At 71.6% G+C, this 18,817-nt stretch carries 17 protein-coding genes; 6 read left to right on the top strand and 11 right to left on the bottom strand.

The features are described from left to right. Window positions 1-45: 45 nt before the first annotated feature. Genes ABG085_RS01725 through ABG085_RS01715 form a run of 3 tightly spaced genes read left to right on the top strand, consistent with a single transcriptional unit; the run spans window position 46 to window position 3,418 of the window. Window positions 46-1,182, top strand: coding sequence for a glycosyltransferase family 4 protein (locus ABG085_RS01725; RefSeq protein ID WP_347977724.1), 1,137 nt, complete (start codon window positions 46-48; stop codon window positions 1,180-1,182). After that, window positions 1,179-2,306 (top strand): glycosyltransferase family 4 protein, encoded by a 1,128-nt coding sequence (locus ABG085_RS01720; protein WP_347977723.1) that lies wholly within the window; start codon window positions 1,179-1,181, stop codon window positions 2,304-2,306. The genes ABG085_RS01725 and ABG085_RS01720 overlap by 4 nt, the downstream gene beginning before the upstream one ends. Continuing rightward, complete coding sequence (locus ABG085_RS01715; protein WP_347977722.1) at window positions 2,303-3,418, top strand: glycosyltransferase; 1,116 nt, start codon at window positions 2,303-2,305, stop codon at window positions 3,416-3,418. The genes ABG085_RS01720 and ABG085_RS01715 overlap by 4 nt, the downstream gene beginning before the upstream one ends. A gap of 20 nt (window positions 3,419-3,438) precedes the next feature. On the opposite strand, the gene ABG085_RS01710 is transcribed toward ABG085_RS01715, so the two are convergent. Together ABG085_RS01710 and ABG085_RS01705 are read right to left on the bottom strand one after the other, a co-directional pair. Further along, window positions 3,439-4,584, bottom strand: a complete 1,146-nt coding sequence (locus ABG085_RS01710; RefSeq protein ID WP_347977721.1) for a glycosyltransferase family 4 protein — start codon at window positions 4,582-4,584, stop codon at window positions 3,439-3,441. Between the two features lie 164 nt (window positions 4,585-4,748). Further along, window positions 4,749-5,393 (bottom strand): hypothetical protein, encoded by a 645-nt coding sequence (locus ABG085_RS01705; protein ID WP_347977720.1) that lies wholly within the window; start codon window positions 5,391-5,393, stop codon window positions 4,749-4,751. A gap of 299 nt (window positions 5,394-5,692) precedes the next feature. Here ABG085_RS01705 and ABG085_RS01700 point away from each other — a divergent pair, with 299 nt between their 5' ends. After that, entirely contained in the window at window positions 5,693-7,504 is a 1,812-nt protein-coding gene (locus ABG085_RS01700; RefSeq protein ID WP_347977719.1) for an ABC transporter ATP-binding protein, read from the top strand. Window positions 7,505-7,507: 3 nt separating this feature from the next. Here ABG085_RS01700 and ABG085_RS01695 read toward each other — a convergent pair whose 3' ends face one another. Both ABG085_RS01695 and ABG085_RS01690 read right to left on the bottom strand, forming a co-directional pair. Further along, on the bottom strand, window positions 7,508-8,359 hold the full coding sequence (locus ABG085_RS01695) for a hypothetical protein (RefSeq protein ID WP_347977718.1): 852 nt from the start codon (window positions 8,357-8,359) through the stop codon (window positions 7,508-7,510). Beyond that, entirely contained in the window at window positions 8,356-9,309 is a 954-nt protein-coding gene (locus ABG085_RS01690; RefSeq protein ID WP_347977717.1) for a glycosyltransferase family 2 protein, read from the bottom strand. The genes ABG085_RS01695 and ABG085_RS01690 overlap by 4 nt, the downstream gene beginning before the upstream one ends. Before the next feature lie 168 nt (window positions 9,310-9,477). Between ABG085_RS01690 and ABG085_RS01685 the strand changes: the two genes are divergently transcribed. Together ABG085_RS01685 and ABG085_RS01680 are read left to right on the top strand one after the other, a co-directional pair. Beyond that, a complete protein-coding gene (locus tag ABG085_RS01685; RefSeq protein WP_347977716.1) occupies window positions 9,478-10,491 on the top strand; it encodes a glycosyltransferase family 1 protein in 1,014 nt (337 codons plus the stop codon). Between the two features lie 8 nt (window positions 10,492-10,499). Beyond that, on the top strand, window positions 10,500-11,330 hold the full coding sequence (locus ABG085_RS01680) for a hypothetical protein (protein WP_347977715.1): 831 nt from the start codon (window positions 10,500-10,502) through the stop codon (window positions 11,328-11,330). A gap of 6 nt (window positions 11,331-11,336) precedes the next feature. On the opposite strand, the gene ABG085_RS01675 is transcribed toward ABG085_RS01680, so the two are convergent. From ABG085_RS01675 to ABG085_RS01645, 7 genes are all read right to left on the bottom strand, one after another. Beyond that, window positions 11,337-12,227: a polysaccharide pyruvyl transferase family protein gene (locus ABG085_RS01675; protein ID WP_347977714.1), complete on the bottom strand. Its 891-nt coding sequence runs from the start codon at window positions 12,225-12,227 to the stop codon at window positions 11,337-11,339. Continuing rightward, on the bottom strand, window positions 12,224-13,390 hold the full coding sequence (locus ABG085_RS01670; protein ID WP_347977713.1) for a glycosyltransferase family 4 protein: 1,167 nt from the start codon (window positions 13,388-13,390) through the stop codon (window positions 12,224-12,226). Before ABG085_RS01670 ends, ABG085_RS01675 begins: the two co-directional genes overlap by 4 nt. 8 nt (window positions 13,391-13,398) lie before the next feature. Next, complete coding sequence (locus ABG085_RS01665; RefSeq protein ID WP_347977712.1) at window positions 13,399-15,042, bottom strand: polysaccharide biosynthesis tyrosine autokinase; 1,644 nt, start codon at window positions 15,040-15,042, stop codon at window positions 13,399-13,401. Beyond that, window positions 15,029-16,408 carry an O-antigen ligase family protein gene (locus ABG085_RS01660; RefSeq protein ID WP_347977711.1) on the bottom strand — a complete coding sequence of 460 codons (1,380 nt, stop codon included), beginning with the start codon at window positions 16,406-16,408 and terminating at the stop codon, window positions 15,029-15,031. Before ABG085_RS01660 ends, ABG085_RS01665 begins: the two co-directional genes overlap by 14 nt. 74 nt (window positions 16,409-16,482) lie before the next feature. Then, the gene (locus tag ABG085_RS01655) at window positions 16,483-17,685 is read right to left on the bottom strand and encodes a hypothetical protein (RefSeq protein ID WP_347977710.1); all 1,203 of its coding nucleotides are present in this window, start codon (window positions 17,683-17,685) and stop codon (window positions 16,483-16,485) included. After that, on the bottom strand, window positions 17,685-17,945 hold the full coding sequence (locus ABG085_RS01650) for a PqqD family peptide modification chaperone (RefSeq protein ID WP_347979257.1): 261 nt from the start codon (window positions 17,943-17,945) through the stop codon (window positions 17,685-17,687). Before ABG085_RS01650 ends, ABG085_RS01655 begins: the two co-directional genes overlap by 1 nt. Next, entirely contained in the window at window positions 17,945-18,814 is an 870-nt protein-coding gene (locus ABG085_RS01645) for a 2-nitropropane dioxygenase (protein WP_347977709.1), read from the bottom strand. Before ABG085_RS01645 ends, ABG085_RS01650 begins: the two co-directional genes overlap by 1 nt. Window positions 18,815-18,817: the final 3 nt, after the last annotated feature.

Below are 18,817 nucleotides of genomic sequence, written 5' to 3'. Positions count from 1 at the left end.
GTGGAATGCTGTCGCTTGGCCTGGACGCCGTCGATACAGTGAAGCGTGGTTCACATCGTCCAGATCGTGCCCTTCGTCGGGCCGGGGACCGGAGTGGCCGGGGTGGCATGGAACCTCGAGCGCCAGTTCGTGGCGCTCGGTCACACCGTGGAGCGTTTCGGCTATCGCGACATCCGAGGCGCGCGAAGGCGCCGCACCCCCCGGAGTCGGCTCGGCCGGCGCATCGCGCGAGCGCAGCGCGTGCTCACCTTCAGCCTCCGTGGCACGAGGGCGGCGAGGGACTTCCTGGCGAGCCGTCCCGACGCCGTTTCCCTCTGTCATAGCGAAGCGCTCGCCGGCGACGTCTTCGTGTCGCACGGAGTCGAGACGATCGCGGTGCGCACGCGGGCCCGGGGCGTGGGATCCTTGCTGGTCAATCCGGTGCGCTTCTTCACGTACTTTCGGGAGCGAACGAGATTCCGCTCGAATGTGCACCGGGCGATCGTCGTCCTCTCCGACGCCGAAGCTGCCGCCCTCCGTCGCGTCTACGGGCCGGTGGAACCCCGAGTCGTCACCATCCCCAACGGCGTCGATCTGGAGAGGTTCCACCCGCCTACACCAGGCGAACGACGCGCAGCCAGGGCGGCGTTCCAGCTGGACGAGGATGATCGTGTCGCCATCCTCGTCGGTCACGACCTCACGCGAAAGGGAGTCGCGGTGGCGATCGCGGCGCTGGTGCGTGCGGAATCCTTCTTGCTTCTCGTCGTGGGGGGAGATGCCGAATCGGTTGACGAAGCGCGGAGTCGCGCAGAGCGACTGGGCGTCGCTCCTCGCGTCTTGTTCGCGGGCACTCGGTCTGACATCCCGGTCATGATGGCCGCATCCGACGTCTTTCTCCTTCCGAGCGCCTACGAGGCCAACGCCCTCGTCATCCTCGAGGCGCTTGCGGCGGGGCTGCCTGTCGTCGCGACGGCTGTCGGATTCGCACCCGAGATCATCGAGAACGGCCGGAACGGCTTCCTCGTCGAACCCGACCCGGCCGAAATCGCCCTGCGGCTGCAGGAACTCGTCGAGGCAGATGCGAACACGCTGGCCGTGAACGCCCGCGCCAGCGCCGTCGATCACGGCTGGCGCTCGACGGCAGAGAAGTACGCGGCGCTGCTGACCGACATCCACGACGAGCGCATACGGCATCCGCGATGACCGCCGATCCGCTCCAGATCCTCCACGTCGTGCGCACACGCAGCTTCGCGGGCGTCGAGCAGTTCGTGCGGCGCCTCGCGATCGCCCAGGCGGGCGCCGGCCACCGGGTCGCCGTGATCGGGGGCGACCCTGCGCGGATGGAGCCCGCGCTGCAGGCGGCGAACGTCGGCTTCGCAGCGTCGGGGAGCGGCATCAGGGACACCCTCCTCATTCGGCGTGCCGCGCGTCTGGCGGACGTGGTCGCGACGCATATGACCGCCGCGGATGCCGCCGCCGCGCCGGCACTCCTCGGCCTCGACGCCGCACTCGTGGCGACACGGCACTTCACCCGCCCCCGCGGGAGCAGGGCGCCGCGGTCGGTGTATCCGGCGATCGAGCGCAGGATCGACGCCGAGATCGCGATCAGCCGCGCCGTGGCACGTTCGATCGGCATCCCGTCCACCGTCGTGTATTCGGGTGTCGCCGACGCCGACGCGCCAGAGCCCGCGAGGCGGTCGCGGACGGTCCTGATGGCGCAGCGGCTTCAGCCGGAGAAACGCACCCGTATCGGGCTCGCTGCCTTCGCCGCATCCGGCTTGGCCGAAGCTGGCTGGCGGCTGCAGATCGCCGGCGCCGGCCCCGAGCTGCCGCTGCTCGAAGCGGATGCGACCTCCTTCGGCATCGCCGATGCGGTCGACCTGTTGGGGTTCCGCGACGACATCGCTCAGTTGTATGCCCGGGCAGGTCTCTTCATTGCGCCATGTCCGGTGGAGGGCCTCGGCCTTTCGCTGCTGGAGGCGATGGCGACAGGGCTCCCCACCCTCGCGGCCGATGCCGGCGGCCATTCCGAGATCCTCGGCGGGCTCGATCCGCGCGCCTTGTTCCGCGCCGACGACGTCGACGACGCTGCGCGGTCCCTGCGGGCGCTCGCCGACGACGACCCCGGGCGCGTCGCCCTCGGAGCCGCGGGTCGCGAGCGCCAGCGGGCGCAGTTCTCGATCGCCTCGCAGCTCGAAGCGACGGAGGCGGCGTACCGGCGGGCGATCGAAGCCCGGCGTCTCCGACGCACCGGTGCCAACGTCGCGGACGAGGCCGATGGCGCCGTCGACGCCTCGACGCCGCCATCGGCTCGGGGCGAGTCATGACCGACCTGGTGGTGGTGTCGCTCGAGGCGTGGGACGAGGTGTGGCGCCGCAACCAGCACCTCCTCTCGCGTCTGCTGGAGCGCGACCCGCAGCTGCGGGTGCTGTTCGTCGAACCCGCCGCCGATCCGCTGCACGACCTCGCGTCGAAGCGGCGGCCCGCCCGCGGGTTCCGACCGGTCGCGGCCGGATTCGACGGCCGGCTGCTCCGCTTCCGCCCGATGAAGCTGCTGCCCCGTCGCCTCGACCGGCGCGCGGATCGCCGCCTCGCCCACGCGGTGCGAAGGGCCGCCGAGAAGGCGACGATGACGAGGCCGCTGCTCTGGCTCAACGATCCGCGTGCCGCAGACGTCGCCCGGTCCGCCCATTGGCCGACCCTTTACGACATCACCGACGACTGGCTCGCCGCCGACCGGCCGCCGGCAGAGCTCGATCGCCTCCGTCGCGGCGAGGAATGGCTGCTGGACAATGCAGCCGCCGTCGTCGCCTGCTCGCACGAGCTCGTTCGCCGCAAGACGCCCGTCAGGGCGGACATCGAGCTGATCCCGAACGCCGTCGACGTCGCGGCGTACCGGTCGGCGAAGCCGAGGCCGGCCGACCTCGCCGCCGTCGCCGCCGTCTACGCCGGCACGCTGCACCGCGACCGGCTCGATGTCGACCTCTGCATCGCGACCGCCCGGGCGCTCGCGGGGCGCGGAAGCGTCGTGCTGGTCGGGCCCGATGCGTTGGAAGCCGTCGACACGGCGCGGTTGCGTGCCGGCGGCGTCGTGGTGCTCGGGGCCCGCCGCCGAGACGACGTGATCGCCTATCTGCAGCACGCCGATGTGCTGCTGGTTCCCCACGTGGTCGACTCATTCACCGACAGCCTGGATCCCATCAAGCTGTACGAGTACGCGGCGGTCGGCCGTCCAGTGGTGGCGACGCCGGTGGCGGGTTTCCGGGATGCCGCCGACCCGCGTGTCCGCCTGGCGGAGGCGTCCGCGTTCCCGACCGTCGTCACTTCGCTTCTGCCCTCGTGGAGCCGCTTCCCGGACGGCGCGGATGGCCCGTCGCCCGACTGGAACGACCGCGCCATCGCGATGCGCGCCGTCATCGAGCGGATGCGCCCTGACTGAACTCGCGAGCGGCGTCCCCGTCAGATGCCGTCGAGGACCGCGGTGAGCTGCCGCCACGACCAGGACCAGTCGCGCGCCTCCGCGCGCGCCCGGGCCGCGGCGCCGAGCGCCGTGCGGCGAGCCGGGTCGTCGAGCAGTCCGCCGAGCGCCTCGGCGAGCGCGACCGAATCGTCCGGGGGGACCAGGACGCCGGCATCCCCGACGGCCTCGGGAATGCCGCCGATCCGACTCGCGACGACCGGGAGACCGGTGGCGAGCGCCTCGCCGACCGTGAGCGGCGAGGGATCGGGCCAGCGCGACGGCACGACGAACACGTCCGCGGTGCGCAAGAGGGCGGGCAGCTCCGCGCGCGGCACGAACGTCTGGAACCGGACCGGGACTGCAGTCTGCTCCGCGAGCTCGCGCAGCTGCCGCTCGTGATCGCTGAGCGGCGCGTCAGCGGCGAAGCCGGGTCGCCCCACGATCTCGACGGCGACGTCGGCGCCGTCCAGCTGCGACACCGCCTGCAACAGCACGTCGGCGCCCTTGTCGGGGATCACGCGCCCCATGAACATGATCCGCGTCGGGCCGGGCTGTCGGCCCGCTCCCGGGGTGAACTGCGCGGTGTCGACGCCGTTGCCGACCACATGAACCTTCCCGCGCAATCCCTCGGGCAGGCGGTCGCGGGTACGGGCGGCGAGGGATTCGCTCACGCACACGATCCCCGCCGCCGAACGCAGCATCCGCCCGGCCTCGGCGCGCGAGTAGGTACGGAGGAGGTCGTTGTGCGCATAGAGCACCACCCGGTGCGGGGTGTCGCGCAGAAGCCGCACCAGGATCGGGGCGTTGTGTGCGATGACGATCGACGGCGGCTGTGCGCGCACCGCATCCGCGATCGGCCGGTAATAGTCCGCGATCGCGGAGCGCGTCATCCCGATGCGGCCGCGGAGCGCGTCGGCGTACCGTGCCTTGCGGTCCGGTCCGCGAACTCCGGTGTACTCGATGACGTCGGCGCTGTCGTAGCGCGGCTGCCACGTCGAGCGGTCGACGACGACCCGTGCTCGCGGGGCGCCCGCCCGGGCCGCCGCGCCGGAGAGGCCGTGGACGACCGTCGGGATCGCGGAGCCGGTCAGCGGCGAGAAGTGGTCGCCGGGCGTGATGGCGTGGATGACGTGGCGACCCGGCACGCGCCTATGCTACGCGAGGCGCAGCGCCCAGCCCTGGTGACCTGGGTAGCCGTTCGCGCGGTGTTTGCGAACGGGCACACGCCACAGGCGCCTGGGATGCTTCCCTGACGCCTGTGGATGTGTGCGGCCCGCTGGTCGCGCCGCTGCGGGACGACGGAGACCGCTTAGTCCTCTCCTCTGCATGCACCGACAGGCGGAGGCGCGTCCGAGCTGCAGCCGCCGGCAATCAGGTCGGTCACCGGCCGACATTGGTCAGACGTAATCGGATGCCACTGGTTCGCGGTGACACAGAACTCCAAGACCACGGGGGGGTGGTTGCTGGGATCGGGTGCCGGCGGGTGGCCCCAGGGAACCACGATGCGGACTCGGCCGGTGAAGCCGCCGCTGTTCTCCTCGTTGAAGTAAGTGAAGATGGTGACCGTTTCACCCGGCTCCAGCACCGCCGGCAACGACGGAAACGACGATACGACGGGAAAAGTCTTGAGGACTGGAACCCCTCCCTCGTTGTAGAGAATCGTCACCACGATGTCCTCATCGATATAGATGGGCTGGTCGGTGTCGTTCGTAACCTGCAGGGGGAATCCGAATCCCTTTGCGACGTCCACCACCGTGCCACCTGTTGAGAACGCCTTGCATCCGCTCTCGCCAGGAACCTTGTAAGGCTCTCCCGCACAGACGGAAGGCGGTTCACCCGAGAGGGCGAACGCCGGGGCTGGTGCGGCGATGGCGATGACGGGAACCGCCCACGCCATCGCCTTGGTCACAGTCCGACGGCTGACGCCGGACTTCTGCGGTTCAAGTTCGTCCATGTTTCCCAGTCCCTCCCAGAGCTGGTGTCGCCGGATCCCGACGTCGATCTCCCCTATTCACGGCGAGGCCCTGGGCTTCCCCAGCACCAGGCTTATCGCTTCCGGCGCCGAACAAACCCCGTCTCCGCGCGGAAGGCGATGGCTGGATCGTATCGCATCATCCTCTCCAGGCACACCCCAGCACCAGGTCATGAGGCTAAATACACCGGACCCACGCCGCGCAGGGCCGGGCCCGCGCCCAGTGCGCCCGGATAGGATGCGGGGGCCTGCGATCCGAGCGCGCAGGCGGAAGGTTCGCCATGTCAGCCCCCGAGCCTCCTACCCGGCTGGTGTCACAGTTGCGCGCACTGCTTGTGCTCGCCGACGCGCGCCCCTCCGGATGGGTGGCATCCACGGTCGGCGCGTCTGTCGTTCTCGCCGTCCTCGACAGCCTCGGCATCGCCGCCATGATCCCACTCACACAGCTCATCGCCGGCGTCGAGACCGACTCCGGCGTGCTCGGTTGGATCTCAGAGGCCACAGGGCGATCGACACCGCAGGAACTCATTCCACTGGTCGCAGGCGCAGTGGCGGTGCTGTTCATCGGAAAGAGCGTCGCTGCGCTCCTGTTCCGCTGGTGGCTGCTGGGACGCACCACGCGGGTCTCCGCCACGCTCGCCCGCGGGATGTTCCGGCGCTACGTGCTCGCACCGTACGCCGACCACCGCACCCGGCGCCTCAGCGAGGTGTACCGCAACATCTCCACTAGCACGGCACAGTCGACGGGCGTGCTGCTCGCCACGATCAGCATGTGCACGGATGTGATGATGCTCATCGCCATCACCGCCGTGCTGGCGGTGACGGCGCCCGTGGTGACCATCCTCACGGTCGTCATCTTCGGCGGATTCGTCCTGGGGCTGCAGCGTCTCTTCCGCAAACGCCAGTCGCAGCTCGGGGAGGTGACGAGTGAAGCCGCGCTCCAGGCGTGGCAGTACTTGATGCCGGGACTGGACGGGTTCCGCGAGGCACGGCTCACCTCGAGCTCCGAACGGTTCGTCGATGGCTTCTACCAGGCGCGCCTGCGCGGAGCGAACGCCAGTCGGACGATGGGCATCCTCGGCGAGGCGCCTCGCTATGTGCTCGAGATCGGCTTCGTGCTGATGATCGGCGGCATCTCGATCATCCTGTTCGCCACCGGCTCCCCGAACAACGCCCTGACGGTGCTCGGCGTCTTCGGAGCCGCCGCCCTCCGCGCGCTTCCCACTCTCAACCGCGTGAGCGCGAACCTCGCCACGATGCGCACCGGTCGCATCGGCCTCGAGATCGTGCTGAACTCCACGGCCGAGCTCGACCAGCGCGGTGCGCACGTCGAGACGCCGATCGACGACACGCCCTACCGCGGCGACATCGAGCTGCGAAACCTCTCCTTCCGCTATGCGGATTCCGCCACCGATGTCCTCACCGACCTGTCGCTGAAGATCCGCGAGAACGCGACCACCGCCTTCGTCGGCTCCAGCGGCGCCGGCAAGAGCACGCTGCTGGACCTCGTGCTCGCCCTGCAGGACCCGACCTCGGGCACCATCGAGTGCGGCGGGCGCTCGATCTTCGCCGACCGCGCCGCGTGGTACGCGGGTCTCGGCGTCGTGCCGCAGGACGTCTTCCTGGTGAACGACACGCTCCGCTCCAACATCGCCTTCGGCGTGCCGCCCGAGCGCGTGGACCACCACCGCGTCGCGGAGGTGATCCGCATGTCGCAGCTCGGCGAGCTCGTCCAGACCCTGCCCGACGGCCTCGATACCGTCGTGGGCGAGCGCGGCGTGCGCCTGTCGGGCGGACAGCGACAGCGCCTCGGACTCGCGCGCGCGCTCTACCGCCACCCGCGGGTGCTGGTGCTCGACGAGGCGACCTCGGCGCTGGACAACGCCACCGAGTACGAGATCGCCGAGACCCTCCGAGGCCTCCAGGGCAGCATGACGATCCTGATCGTCGCCCACCGGCTCTCCACCGTCCGCGGCGCCGACACCCTCGTGTTCCTCAAGGACGGCCGCATCGAAGCCACCGGCACGTTCACCGAGGTCCGCGACGCCAGCGCCGAGTTCGCCCGGCTGGTCTCGCTCGGCGAACTGAACTGACGGCTACGGGTCGAGGCGCGCAAACGCCGGCAGCGACGACACCCGGTACCGTTCGAACGGCTTGCGCGCGAGCGGTGCGGTCGCGGCGGTGAGGAACGGATGCCTCATCCGCCACCGCCAGCGACCCAGCTCGCCGTCCCAGTCGCGGTCGCGCGCATGGCCCGAGACGGTGCGCTTCTCAGCCATCTGGGCCTCGGTCCGCACCCAGCTCAAGTGCAGGATCGCCTGCTCTCGGCCGATCACGCGGTGGACGGGCGTGGTCGCGCGTCGCGCAGGATCGGTGTTCCACGGCGCCACGTCCACGCGGTACACCGGGACCCCCGCCGCCTGGCGCGCGTGGCTCAGCGCGGTCCCGGACCGCACTGCGACGGGGCCGGGATAGCTCGACTGCGTCGACCAGAATCGACCGCACGTCTCCAGGAAGCGCCCCGATCGGGAGCGCGCGTAAAGCACGCGCGAGGGATACTCCAGCGCCGACGCGGCACGCGCGTCGGCGCTCTCGATCGCGGCGAGGAACGCGCCCGGATCGGTGACCACCTCGTCGGTGTCGAGCTGCAGCACCCAGTCGGCGCCCTCGGACGCGGCATCCAGCGCATCCTGCCGTTGTGCGGTCTCGGCCCACATCGCCATGAGCCCGGGGTCGCTGAAGCGGCCAGGACGCAGGACGACTTTGCCGTCCGGGTCGGCGGCGGCGATGCGCGACAGCGATTCCGCGGTGGAGAGGGGATGCCCCGACCACGACAGGCCGTCCGCGTCGTACGAGACGACGATCCGGTCGACGAGCCGGTAGAAGGAGCCGATGCCCTCGCCGATCCATGCGGGGTCGCCGGCGAGCACGTACGCGTGGATCTTCACGACGCCCGCGCCTGGGCGCGCACCGCGCGCACGCTCGCCACGAGACCTGCGACGGTGCCGCCTATCCCGATCGCAGCGCGGCGACACCCTCCGCCGGCACCCTTGAGCTTCGCGCGCCAGCCCGACCGTTTCAGCGCCGTCGCGGCGCTCCGCAGGTCGCGGCCGGCGGCGCGCAGCGCGGTGCCGAGGTAACGGCGGAAGACGGGGGCGCGGAAGCCGAGTGTCGTGGCCAGCAGCACCACGTGGTTGCGGGCGCCGTAGTACCGGTAGCGCGAGTCGAAGCGCACGCCCTTGGCGTACTGGCCGGCGACGTGCCGGACGACCGCGCGAGGTGCGAACACGACCCGCCACCCGGCCCGACCCAGCCGCAGCGGCATGTCGGCGTCCTCGCGCAGGCATGTTCCGGGATAGAAGTCGTGCACACCGCCGACCTTGCGTGCAAGGTCCAGCCGGTAGGACATGTTCGCGCCCAGCATGTGATCCGTGTCGACCACCCGGCCGGGGTCCGCGGCGAAGTAGCCGGTCAGCCGGCCGTCCGGCAGCAGGAGCCCGATCTGGCCGATGCCCTGCTCTGCCTCGTCGGGCTGCCCGTTGAGGGCGCGCCCGCCGACGGCTCCGACCGTCGGGTCGTCGTAGGGGCGGAGGAGCTCCTCGAGCCATTCCGGGAAGGCGTACGCGTCATCGTCGATGAAGGCCACGATGTCGGCATCGACGCCCTCGATGCCGATCGCGCGCGACGTCGCGAGCGTCCCGGCGCCGTGGTCGTTGCGCCGGTACTCGACCCCATCGAAGTCGGCGACCACCGACCGCGTCAGCTCGTCGGGCGAGGCGTCCACGACGATCGTCCGTGCCGGCGTCAGGGTCTGGGCGGCGAGATGCTCCAGGCACGTGCGCACGTGGTCGGGTCGCCGGTAGGTGGCGACGACGACCACCGCTCGCAGGTCTGTCATTCGGCGATCTTCCCAACGCGGCTGTGACGGCGACGGGATCGCCGCCGAGCACCCATTCAACTAGATTCGTGGGCGGGTGCGCACCGTCGGCGTCCCCCGATCCTCCGGAGGCACCGAATCGCATCGCATCGACGTCTGAGCATCGCCACCATCGCGACCGAGGCGCCGATGGGGGCGCAGGTCTACCAGGAGCAGGTGGCCGGACGCGCACCGGCCGCGCTGGATGCCGCCGCGGACGCGCCCTGGGCCGTGCGGCGTGTCATCGTGCGATCCCTGCGGTCGCCGCTCGCAGGAACGCGGCGGCTCCCGCTCGCCCGGGTCACCCGCGCCGACACCCGCGTGCGCCGCGCGATCGGCCGGGTGCTCTACGGCGCGCACGACGTGACCCACCGGATGAACCTGGAGCTCCCGCCTGCTCCGGGTGCCGACGTCGTCACCCTGCACGACGTGGTCGCCTGGCGGTACCCTGACGAGTCTGCCCCGGTGCCGGCTGCTCCCGAGGAGCTGCGACGGGCGGCCGCCGTCATCTGCGTCTCGGCGTTCACGGCGCAGGAGGCGCACGACCTGCTCGGCCTGCCGGACGTCCATGTCATCCCGAACGGCGTCGACGAGCACTTCTTCGACGCTGTGCCGCTGTCTGCGGGCGAGCTGGCCGCGCTGGGGCTTCCCGAGCGGTTCGTGCTCCACGCCGGGGGCGCCGCACAGCGCAAGAACCTCGATGCCCTCGCGGCCGCCTGGCCGATGGTGCGGCGCGAGCGGCCGGAGCTCAGCCTGGTGCTCAGCGGGCCGCCGCACCCCCGGCGCAGTGCCCTGTTCGCGGGACTCGAGGGCACGGTCTTGACCGGACGCCTCCCCGACGGCGTCATGCCGCGCGTGCTGGCGAGCGCTCAGGCGGTCGTCGTCCCGTCCACGTACGAGGGGTTCGGGCTCCCCGCGCTCGAGGCGATGGCCGCTCGCGTGCCGGTGGTGGCCGCAGCGACCAGCTCCCTGCCCGAGGTCGTCGGCGACGGCGGCCTGCTGGTGGCGCCGGCGGGCCCTGCCATCGCCGAGGGGCTCCTCGCCGTGACCTCCGGCGACGCCGCCGTGGACCGCATGATCGGCGTCGCACGGGCGCGCGCCGCCGACTTCACCTGGGAGCGGTGTGTCGCCGCCCATGCCCGGGTGTGGACCAGCGTGGGCTGAGGCATCCGATGCTCGCATTCATCACATCGCTGCGGCACCCCCGCAACAGCAGCGACTACGGCCGGGTGGAGGCGCTCCTGGCGGAGACGCTCGCGTCGGTGTCGCGCCAGTCGGCCCCGTACAGCGTCTGGGTGGTCGGAAATCGCCGGCCGTCCCGGCTGGCGCCGGACGCGAACTGGGTGCAGGTCGACTTCGACGCCCCCAGCACGCTCAGCGGATCGCGCACCGGGGTCGCGGCGGTGCTCCGCGACAAGGGGTCCAAGCTCGCAGCCGGGCTGCTCGCCGCCCGTGAGAGCTCGCCCGATCACGTGATGTTCCTCGATGCGGACGACCTCGTCTCCCGACGCCTCGCCGCGCTCTCGGCGGGGAATCCGCACGCCCCCGGGTGGCGGATCGAGCACGGGTACCGGTGGGCCGCCGACCGCCGAGCCATCCGCCGCCAGCCCCACTTCCACCGCCACTGCGGCAGCGGGTGCGTGGTCCGCGCCGATCTGTACGACCTCCCGCCCGACCTGCGCGCGGGCGCGTCGCAGGCCGAACTCGAGGACCGGCTGGGCGACCGCCTCCAGCGATGGTTCGGGTCGCACCTGTACGTCGCCGACGACCTCGCCGCGGCGGGACACCCGCTCGCGCCGGTTCCGTTCGCGGGCGCGCTGTACCGGGTCAGCACCGGGGAGAACCACTCCGGCGTCTCGCTCGGCGGGCTCGGCCGACCCGTATCGAAGCGACTCGCCGAGGAGTTCGGCATCCCGGCCACCCGACTCCGTCTCGGCCCGCTCGCTCGCACCGTGCTGCCCAGCCGGCGCGGCGTCGTGGAGCGGCTCCCCTGGCGACGCTGAGCGGCGTCAGTCGGAGACCAGCGCACCGAGCGGAAAGCGGCGGAGCCCCCGCACCTCTTCGTCGAGCCGCCCGATCGCGCGTTCGAGGCCGTCGGCGAGATGCGCCACCGTCTCGGCATCGGCCGACCATGCGGCTGCGGCCAGCTCGGCGGGGACGATGCCTTCCTGCCAGAGGACCTGCCGGGTGCGGCCGGGCGTGACCACCGACTCGTAGTCGCGGAACTTGAAGTCTCCCCCACTGAGCGGCGGGTCGAGGGTCGTCCACACCGCGGGGATGCCGAACGCGTCCGCGGCCACCAGTCCGTGCAGCGACGTCGTGACGACGAGCCGGCACGCCGCGATCTCCCGCACCGTGCGACGGGCGCCCTGATGCACGTTCACGACCCGCGAGCCCGGTGTCGCGGCCGCCACGGCGGCGAACCCCGCATGGGAGCGATGGTGGCCGTGCGGCACGAACCCCACCTCCCATCGCGGGGCAGGTCGCCGTGTGCGGCGCGAGACCAGCAGCCCGGGGTCGCCGAAGGCGGTCTCGCCGGTGGCGCCGATCCGGTCGCGGGTGAGCGCTCCGCGCACCGCCAGCACGCGAGCGTGCGGCAGAGCGTGCGGCGCGTCGCTCATCAGCCCGCTTCCCCAGACGACGCCGTCGAACTCGGGCGGGAGGAACTCCAGGACGCTTCCCACGCCCACGAGCCGAGCGTGCTGCGGCATCCGATGCACGGGCACCACGCCGTAGGCCGGAAGGAGCCACGGTGTGAGGTCGTCGCCGAAGTTCGGGTGGCCGTCCCACCAGTACGCGGGCACGACCCGGCCGTGTCGCCACACCTCCGGGACGAGGGCCGCCTGCGCGAGGCGCCGCGCCGCGCGCAGGCGTCGCGGCCAAGGATCGTGATAGCTCACCGCTGGGCTCCCGTCTTCGCGCCGACGATCTCGTCGAACAGCGCGGCGTAGGCACGAGCCACCGCCGGCCACCCGAACTCCGCCACTCGCGCGTGGCCTGCCTCCGCCAGACGCGTCCGCAGCGCCTCATCGGCGACCACGCGCCGCAGCGCGCCGGCAAGCTTCGCCCGGTCGAGCGGATCGACCAGCAGCGCATCCCGCCCGTCGTGGACGAACTCGACGGCCCCGCCGCGATTCGTCATCACCAGCGCGGTGCCCGCACGCCAGGCCTCCAGCGCCACGATTCCGAACGACTCGGCGCGGCTCGGCACGACGACCGCCAGCGCGCCGGCCATGCTGTGCGCCACCGCCACCGGGTCGAGGGCTCCGACCAGCGTCACCCGGTCGGCGACCCCTCGCGCCGCCGCGAGGGAGGTGAGATCGCCGCGCTGGGGCCCGTCGCCGCCGATGACCAGCCGGACGGCGGGATCCAGGCCGGCGTCGGCGAAGGCCTCGATGAGCAGGTCGAAGCCCTTCATCCAGCCGAGGCGTCCGACCCCGAGCAGGTACGCACCGCCGAGCGGCTGCTGTCCCGATGCCTGCGGGAGCGGATCGACGCCGTTGCGCACGATCCGGCCGTCCAGCTGCGCCAGTCCGTAGTGGCGCCGGAGATCCTCGAGCACGTAGTCCGACGGCGCCGTGACCGACGCGGCCTCCCCGATCGCCCGGCGCAGTCCGTCGCGCAGCTGACGGGAACGCCGGAACGCCCCGCGATCGTCGGCGAGCGTCTCGCCGTGCGAGGTCACCACCAGCGGAGTCCCGGTTCTCCGGGCCAGCCTGGCGCCGTAGACCCCGTTGGGCCCGAAGCACTGGATGTTCAGGATGTCGGGGCGGAAGGCCCGGTGCGCCTCGGCCCACGCCCGGCGCGCGGCCCGGCCTTGACGGACGAAGCGCGCCATGTCGGAGCGGGAACGCGCGGGCAGCGGCGTCGGCAGGTGGTGGACGCGGATGCCGTCCCGGTCGACCACGCCCAGAGCCTCCCCGCGGTCCACGGTCCATACCTCCGCCGTCCACCCGGTGTCGCGCAGCGCTCGCGCCACCCGATCGACGTGCGTCTCGACACCCCCGACGTACGGCGCGAACGACGACGAGATCAGCGCGACTCGGCGGGCGGCTCGCGGCATCGAGCCGGTCAGCTCCGCCCCGCGCGACGGCGCGGCTCGTCCTGCGGCGTCCCGTCGATCCCGGCGATGAACGACGCGAAGTCCTGGCTCGCTGTGTCGGCGGAGGCCGGGGTGGAGGCATCCGCATCACGCGGGGACGCCGCCGACGCCGCGGACTTGGCGGATGCCGACCGCTTCTTGGACGCCGGGCGCGCCGGACCGGCCTCGGTGGCCGGCGTCTGGGCAGCGGACGCAGCCGCTGCGGCATCGGCCCCGCCCCGCGAGCGGGAGCCGCCGTAGCCCGTGCGATAGTCGTAGTACGGCGACGCATCGGCGCCCTTGAGCGGGACGCGGTTGAGCACGATGCCCAGCAGGCGACCCGACGCCTTGGCGAGCGCGTCCTCGGCCGTGGTGACGAGGTCGTACGTCGTCTTCCCGAGCCCGACGACGAGGATCGCGCCATCCGCCTGATGGGCGAGCACCGCACTGTCGGTGACGGGGAGCAGCGGCGGTGCGTCGATGATCACCATGGCGTGCTGGGCGAGGTCGGAGAGGACCGCGCGCATCTTCGCCGAGCCGAGCACCTCGCTGGGATTGGGGGGCACGCTCCCCGCGGTGAGCACGACGAGATGCCCGGAGACCGGCGTGCGGTGCATCACATCGATGAGGTCCGCACGGCCGGCGAGCACGTCCGTGAGCCCGGCGCCGTCGGGCAACCCGAAGGTCTTCGCTACGGTGGACCGCCGCAGGTCGCCGTCGACGAGCACGACGGGCCGGCCGCTCTCGGCGAGCGCCACAGCGATGTTCGCCGCGACCATGGATTTGCCGTCACCGGGGAGCGGGCTCGTCACGACGATCGTGCGCGGCGGATCGTCGACGTCCATGAACTGCAGGTTGGTGCGCAGCGACCGGAACGCCTCCGACACCGCGAACCGGTTGCCCTTCGCGTTCGGCTCGGCGTGCGCGACGATGCGCGACTCACGGGTGAGCCCGTCGGCGACCGGGATCGTGCCGACCACCGGTGCGCCCACACGCGCCTCGATGTCGTCGTTGATGCGGATCCTGCGGTCCGACACGGTGCGCACGAGGGCGAACGCCACGCCGAACCCGAAGCCGAGCACGCCACCGACGACCACCGCCGTGTTCACGTCGGGGAAGATGGGTCTCGTCGGCTGGCCGGCCGCGTCATACGCCACGACTGTGACCACGGAAGAGCCGTCAGAACCGTCGCCCAGCACGTCGTCGGCGACGACGGCGAGAGAGGCGATCCACGCCGAGGAGAGGTCGCTGGCTTCCGCGGGTGTCGCAGCCTGGGCGTTGACCTTGAGGATCGACGTGCTCGTCGGGTTGGAGACGGTGATCCGGTTGATCACAGCGGCAGGCGTGGTGTTCAGGCCGAGCTCGTCGATCGCCCCCTGGGCCACCAGTTCGGACTGCGCCAGGTCCAGGAATGTGGCAACCTTGGCGCGCGCCGCCGAGTCTTCAGCACTCGTCGACGACAGTCCCTCCAAGGACGCTGACGTGGTCGTCTTGAGCAGGCCACTCGCCGAGCCTTCGTACACCGGAGTCTGCAGAAGCGTCCAGACATAGCCGGTTGCGAGTCCCACCGCGGTGATGAGCACGATCGCGAGCCAATGGCGCCGCAATCCGCGCATGTAGTCACGCAGTTCCATCGGCGCCTTCCCCCCACGTCCCCCCGGTACGAGCGGGCACCGCCTGCCGGCCGCTCGTACGGATGCTCCATGCTAAGTCATCCGCTTGCCTGCCGTCCGAACGTTGTGACGCGGACAGGGCTTGAGCGCCGAGACAGATGCCGGCGACGACGAACGGGACCGACACCTGAGCCGCGACCCAGAAGAGGTCGAACTGCGCCTGCACGATGCGGCTGAGCAACGCGGCGACCGCGAGCGTGCCGAAGGCGGGGTCCACCCGCCAGAGCACGACGATGAACCCCGCCCACATCACCAGGAACGCCAGGAGCCCCACAACGCCGGCGGAGGCGACCACCTCCAGCTCGGCCTGCGGCGGCTGGAAGAGCGCCCACTCATGGACGTACCAGTAGCGAAGACCGTGTCCGAAGATCGGCGAGTTCTTCCACAGCGCGAAGACCTGCTGCATCCACTCGATCCGCACGTAGAACGAATTGAACCGGTTGCCCGTCTCGATCTGGTCGATGACCATCGAGACCACGAACCACACGGCCGGAAGCACGAGGAGCAGGATCAGTCGCGAGCGCCGCGAGGCGCCGCGGCGCAGCGTCACCACGAGGACGGCGACGACCAGGCCGATGATCGCCTGCCGGGACTGGGTGAGCACGACCGCTATCGTGAGCGTCCAGAACGCAAGGCGCGCCGCGCCGTCGGACCAGCCCGCCCAGCGCGGGTTCACCAGCGCCACCACCGCGCCGATCGCCAGGATGTCGCCCGCAGCGTTCTTGTGCATCGGCAGCGGCCACTTCGGCGCGATGCCCACGAACTGGCCCTGAGCGAACGTGAGGACGGCCGTGACTATGACGCCGACGGCCACCAGGAGCATCGCGCCGACCAGTAGGCCGAAGGCGGCGTGCGCGAGCCCGCCTCGTCCCAGCGCCCAGCCCACGAGCAGAGCGCCGGAGATGAGCAGCCACGCGTGGAACCACTCCACCGTGTTCTGCGGGAACGGGTTGACGATCACCGTCAGCAGCGTCGCGAACTGGTAGACGAGGTTCAGCGCGAGCAGCTGCTTCAAGGGGCGGCTTAGCGGGTACGTCCCGAAGAGCACCGCCGAGCCGAAGGCCGCTGCCAGCGCGACATCGGACACGGTCAGATCGCTCCCGCCCAGCCCGACGCGCTGCACGACGATGAGCCCGGGGGTCGCCAGGAGCGCGATCGCGAGCGGGAGCCGGGGCATCAGCGAGACGCCGATCACCAGCAGGCCGATGATGACGGCGGAGATGACGCCGTTGCGGAAACCGCGATCGAGGATCAGATAGCTGCTGAGTGCCGCACCCGAGGCGAGCAGAACGAAGCGCCACGCCCCCGGCCACCAGCGGCCGAGCATGTCGCGGATTCGTTGCGTGCGCTCCGAAACCTGGACCACGGTCCTCCCGATCGTCGATTCAGTATCGCACTCGTTCAGGGGACCAGCTGGGCGGGTTCGCCGGATGCCGCGACCGCCACCCATCCCGCGACGACGAGCAGCAGCATCCCGAGCACCGCACCGATGGCGATGCCACCGCGGCGGGAGGGGATCGCCTGCGTGGCGCAGCCGAACGCCAGCGCCACCAGCGGCAGCACGCCGTACGCGGTGCGGAAGGCGACGTGCCAGCCGAACGTCACCTGCACGAGCCACGCCGCGACCGAGACCACTCCCACCACAACCAGGAGCAGCAGTGCACCGGGAGCGCAGTCGCGACGCACGCGCACGGCGAGCAGGACGCCTCCGGCCGCGACCCCCAGTCCGAGCACGACCACGATGGCGTCGATCCACCAGGGCGCCGAGACCGAGTTGCGCAGGTACTCCGTCGGCAGGAAGAGGTAGGTCAGGGCCGATCGCGCCAGGTGCAGCGGCGCGAGGGCGCCCTGGCCGAACTCGTACCCGGCCTGCTCGACGCCGGCCTGGCCGGTCAGGTCGCCGTAGAGCAAGAGGTTCCGCAGGATCCACCATCCGCAGGCGGCGAGCACGACGCCGCCCGCGGTGAGCGCCATCACGATCCGGTGCCGCACCAGCAACAGGACGAGCACGACCGCCACCAGCGGCGCGATGCTGAGCTTTGTGAGGATCGCCGCCGAGCCGAGTGCGCCCAGCAGCAGTCCCCACGCCCACGGACGGGGCGCGGGGTACTTCGGATCGACGAAAGGCAGCACCGCCCACAGCAGCGCGAACGCCCACACCAGGGTCCACGTGTCGTTCTGCACCGACCCTGCGATGACGGCGAAGATCGGATTGAGCGCGATGAAGGCGGTGCCGGTGACGATCACCGCAGGACGGCTCGGGATGCTGCGCGCCAGCGTCCCCGCTGTCAGCAGGGTCAGCGCGACGGCACCCGCGACCCCGAGCAGCCGCACGGTGAGGAACGCGGCATCCGGGTCGCCGACCACGCTCACGACGACCGCGGCGAGCGCGTAGTAGAGGGGCGTCTGCTGGCCCTGGTAAGACACCCCGGGAGCTCCGAGCACCGGAGGGCCGAGGTGCTCGGCGTAGAAGAGGACGTTCGACCAGTGCGCCGGCTCGTCGTAGGGCAGCCCGGCCGGCACCACGAGGGCGGCCGTCATCGCCAGGATGCCGGCCGCGACGGCGAGCACGCCGATCGCGATCGCGGTGGCGCGCGCGGGCATCACGCCTCCTCGTCGTCGACCAGCAGCCGCTGCTCCAGCAGCGCGTCGACGAACGCCGACAACTCGGCGCCGACCGTCGCGGGGTCTCCGACGACCTCTTCCGCCAGCGCCGCCACCAGGCCGGAGCGCGGCACGGCGAGGGCCTGCGTCCAGATCAGCGCGGCCGTGCCCTCCAGCACCCGGATCGGACCGTCCGGCAGCTGCGCGAGGAACACCTTGCCCTCGTACTCGGTGGCCGCCACGCGAGGACCGACGCGCATCACGGCCGCACCCGCCGTCGCACGCCTGCCACGAGCTCGCGCACCGCGCGCACCGGGCGCATCGCCATCGCGCGCAGCACATCCGCACGCGTGGGGCTGCGTCCGAGCTGATGGGTGAGTCGCTCCACGTTGGCCAGCGGTGCGCGCACGACGATGCCGAGCGCCTCCGGCAGCGTGCGTGCCGCCTGCACCCGCGCCCGCCATTCCCCGGTGCGCGTGCTGCCCTGGGTGATGCCCTTCCACAGGCGGTAGTCGCGTTCGCCGCGATACCGCTCGAGATCACCGGTCGCCGCTGCGAAGGCCACGCGTGCGTCGAGTCGCTCCACCAGCGCCGTCACCTCCGAGCGATCCAGCCCCGGCCCGTCGATCCACGTGGCGATCGCCCGGGTTCCCCGGCGAGACCGGACGTCGTTGAGCACCAAGAGCACCGCCTGACCGGTCAGGGAAGGGACGGCGCCGTCGGTGCCCGCGAAGTCCCTCGTGCCGCGGTCGCACCACAGCTCGTCGAACGCCGCCTCGGGGTCGAGGCGGATGCCCGGGAACATGCGATGGAGGTCCAGGTACCCCCAGTCGGGGTGGCGGTAGGTCTGCGCGTGGCCGAACGGGGACCCGTAGCGGAAGGAGCTGTACACCACCCAGCCTCGCCGCACGAGCGCGTCATGCAGCCTGGGCACGTGGGTAGGGCGGGCCATGACGTCGATGTCGGACCCTGGCGCGTCCAGCGCCCGCAGCGACATGTCGACCGCGTTCCCCTTGATATGGAGCAGATCCGCGCCGGCATCCGATGCGATCACCTGCACGGCGGCCCGTCCGAGGAGCAGCCGCACCGCGAGCGGCACCGCAACCTCGGCTGCCTCGGACTGCATCACCGT

Origin of the sequence: Microbacterium sp. ProA8 (assembly GCF_039905635.1) — a bacterium.
GTDB lineage: Bacteria > Actinomycetota > Actinomycetes > Actinomycetales > Microbacteriaceae > Microbacterium > Microbacterium chionoecetis.
The sequence above is the reverse complement of the archived record's forward strand: the minus strand, read 5'-3'. Positions and strand labels throughout refer to the sequence as shown.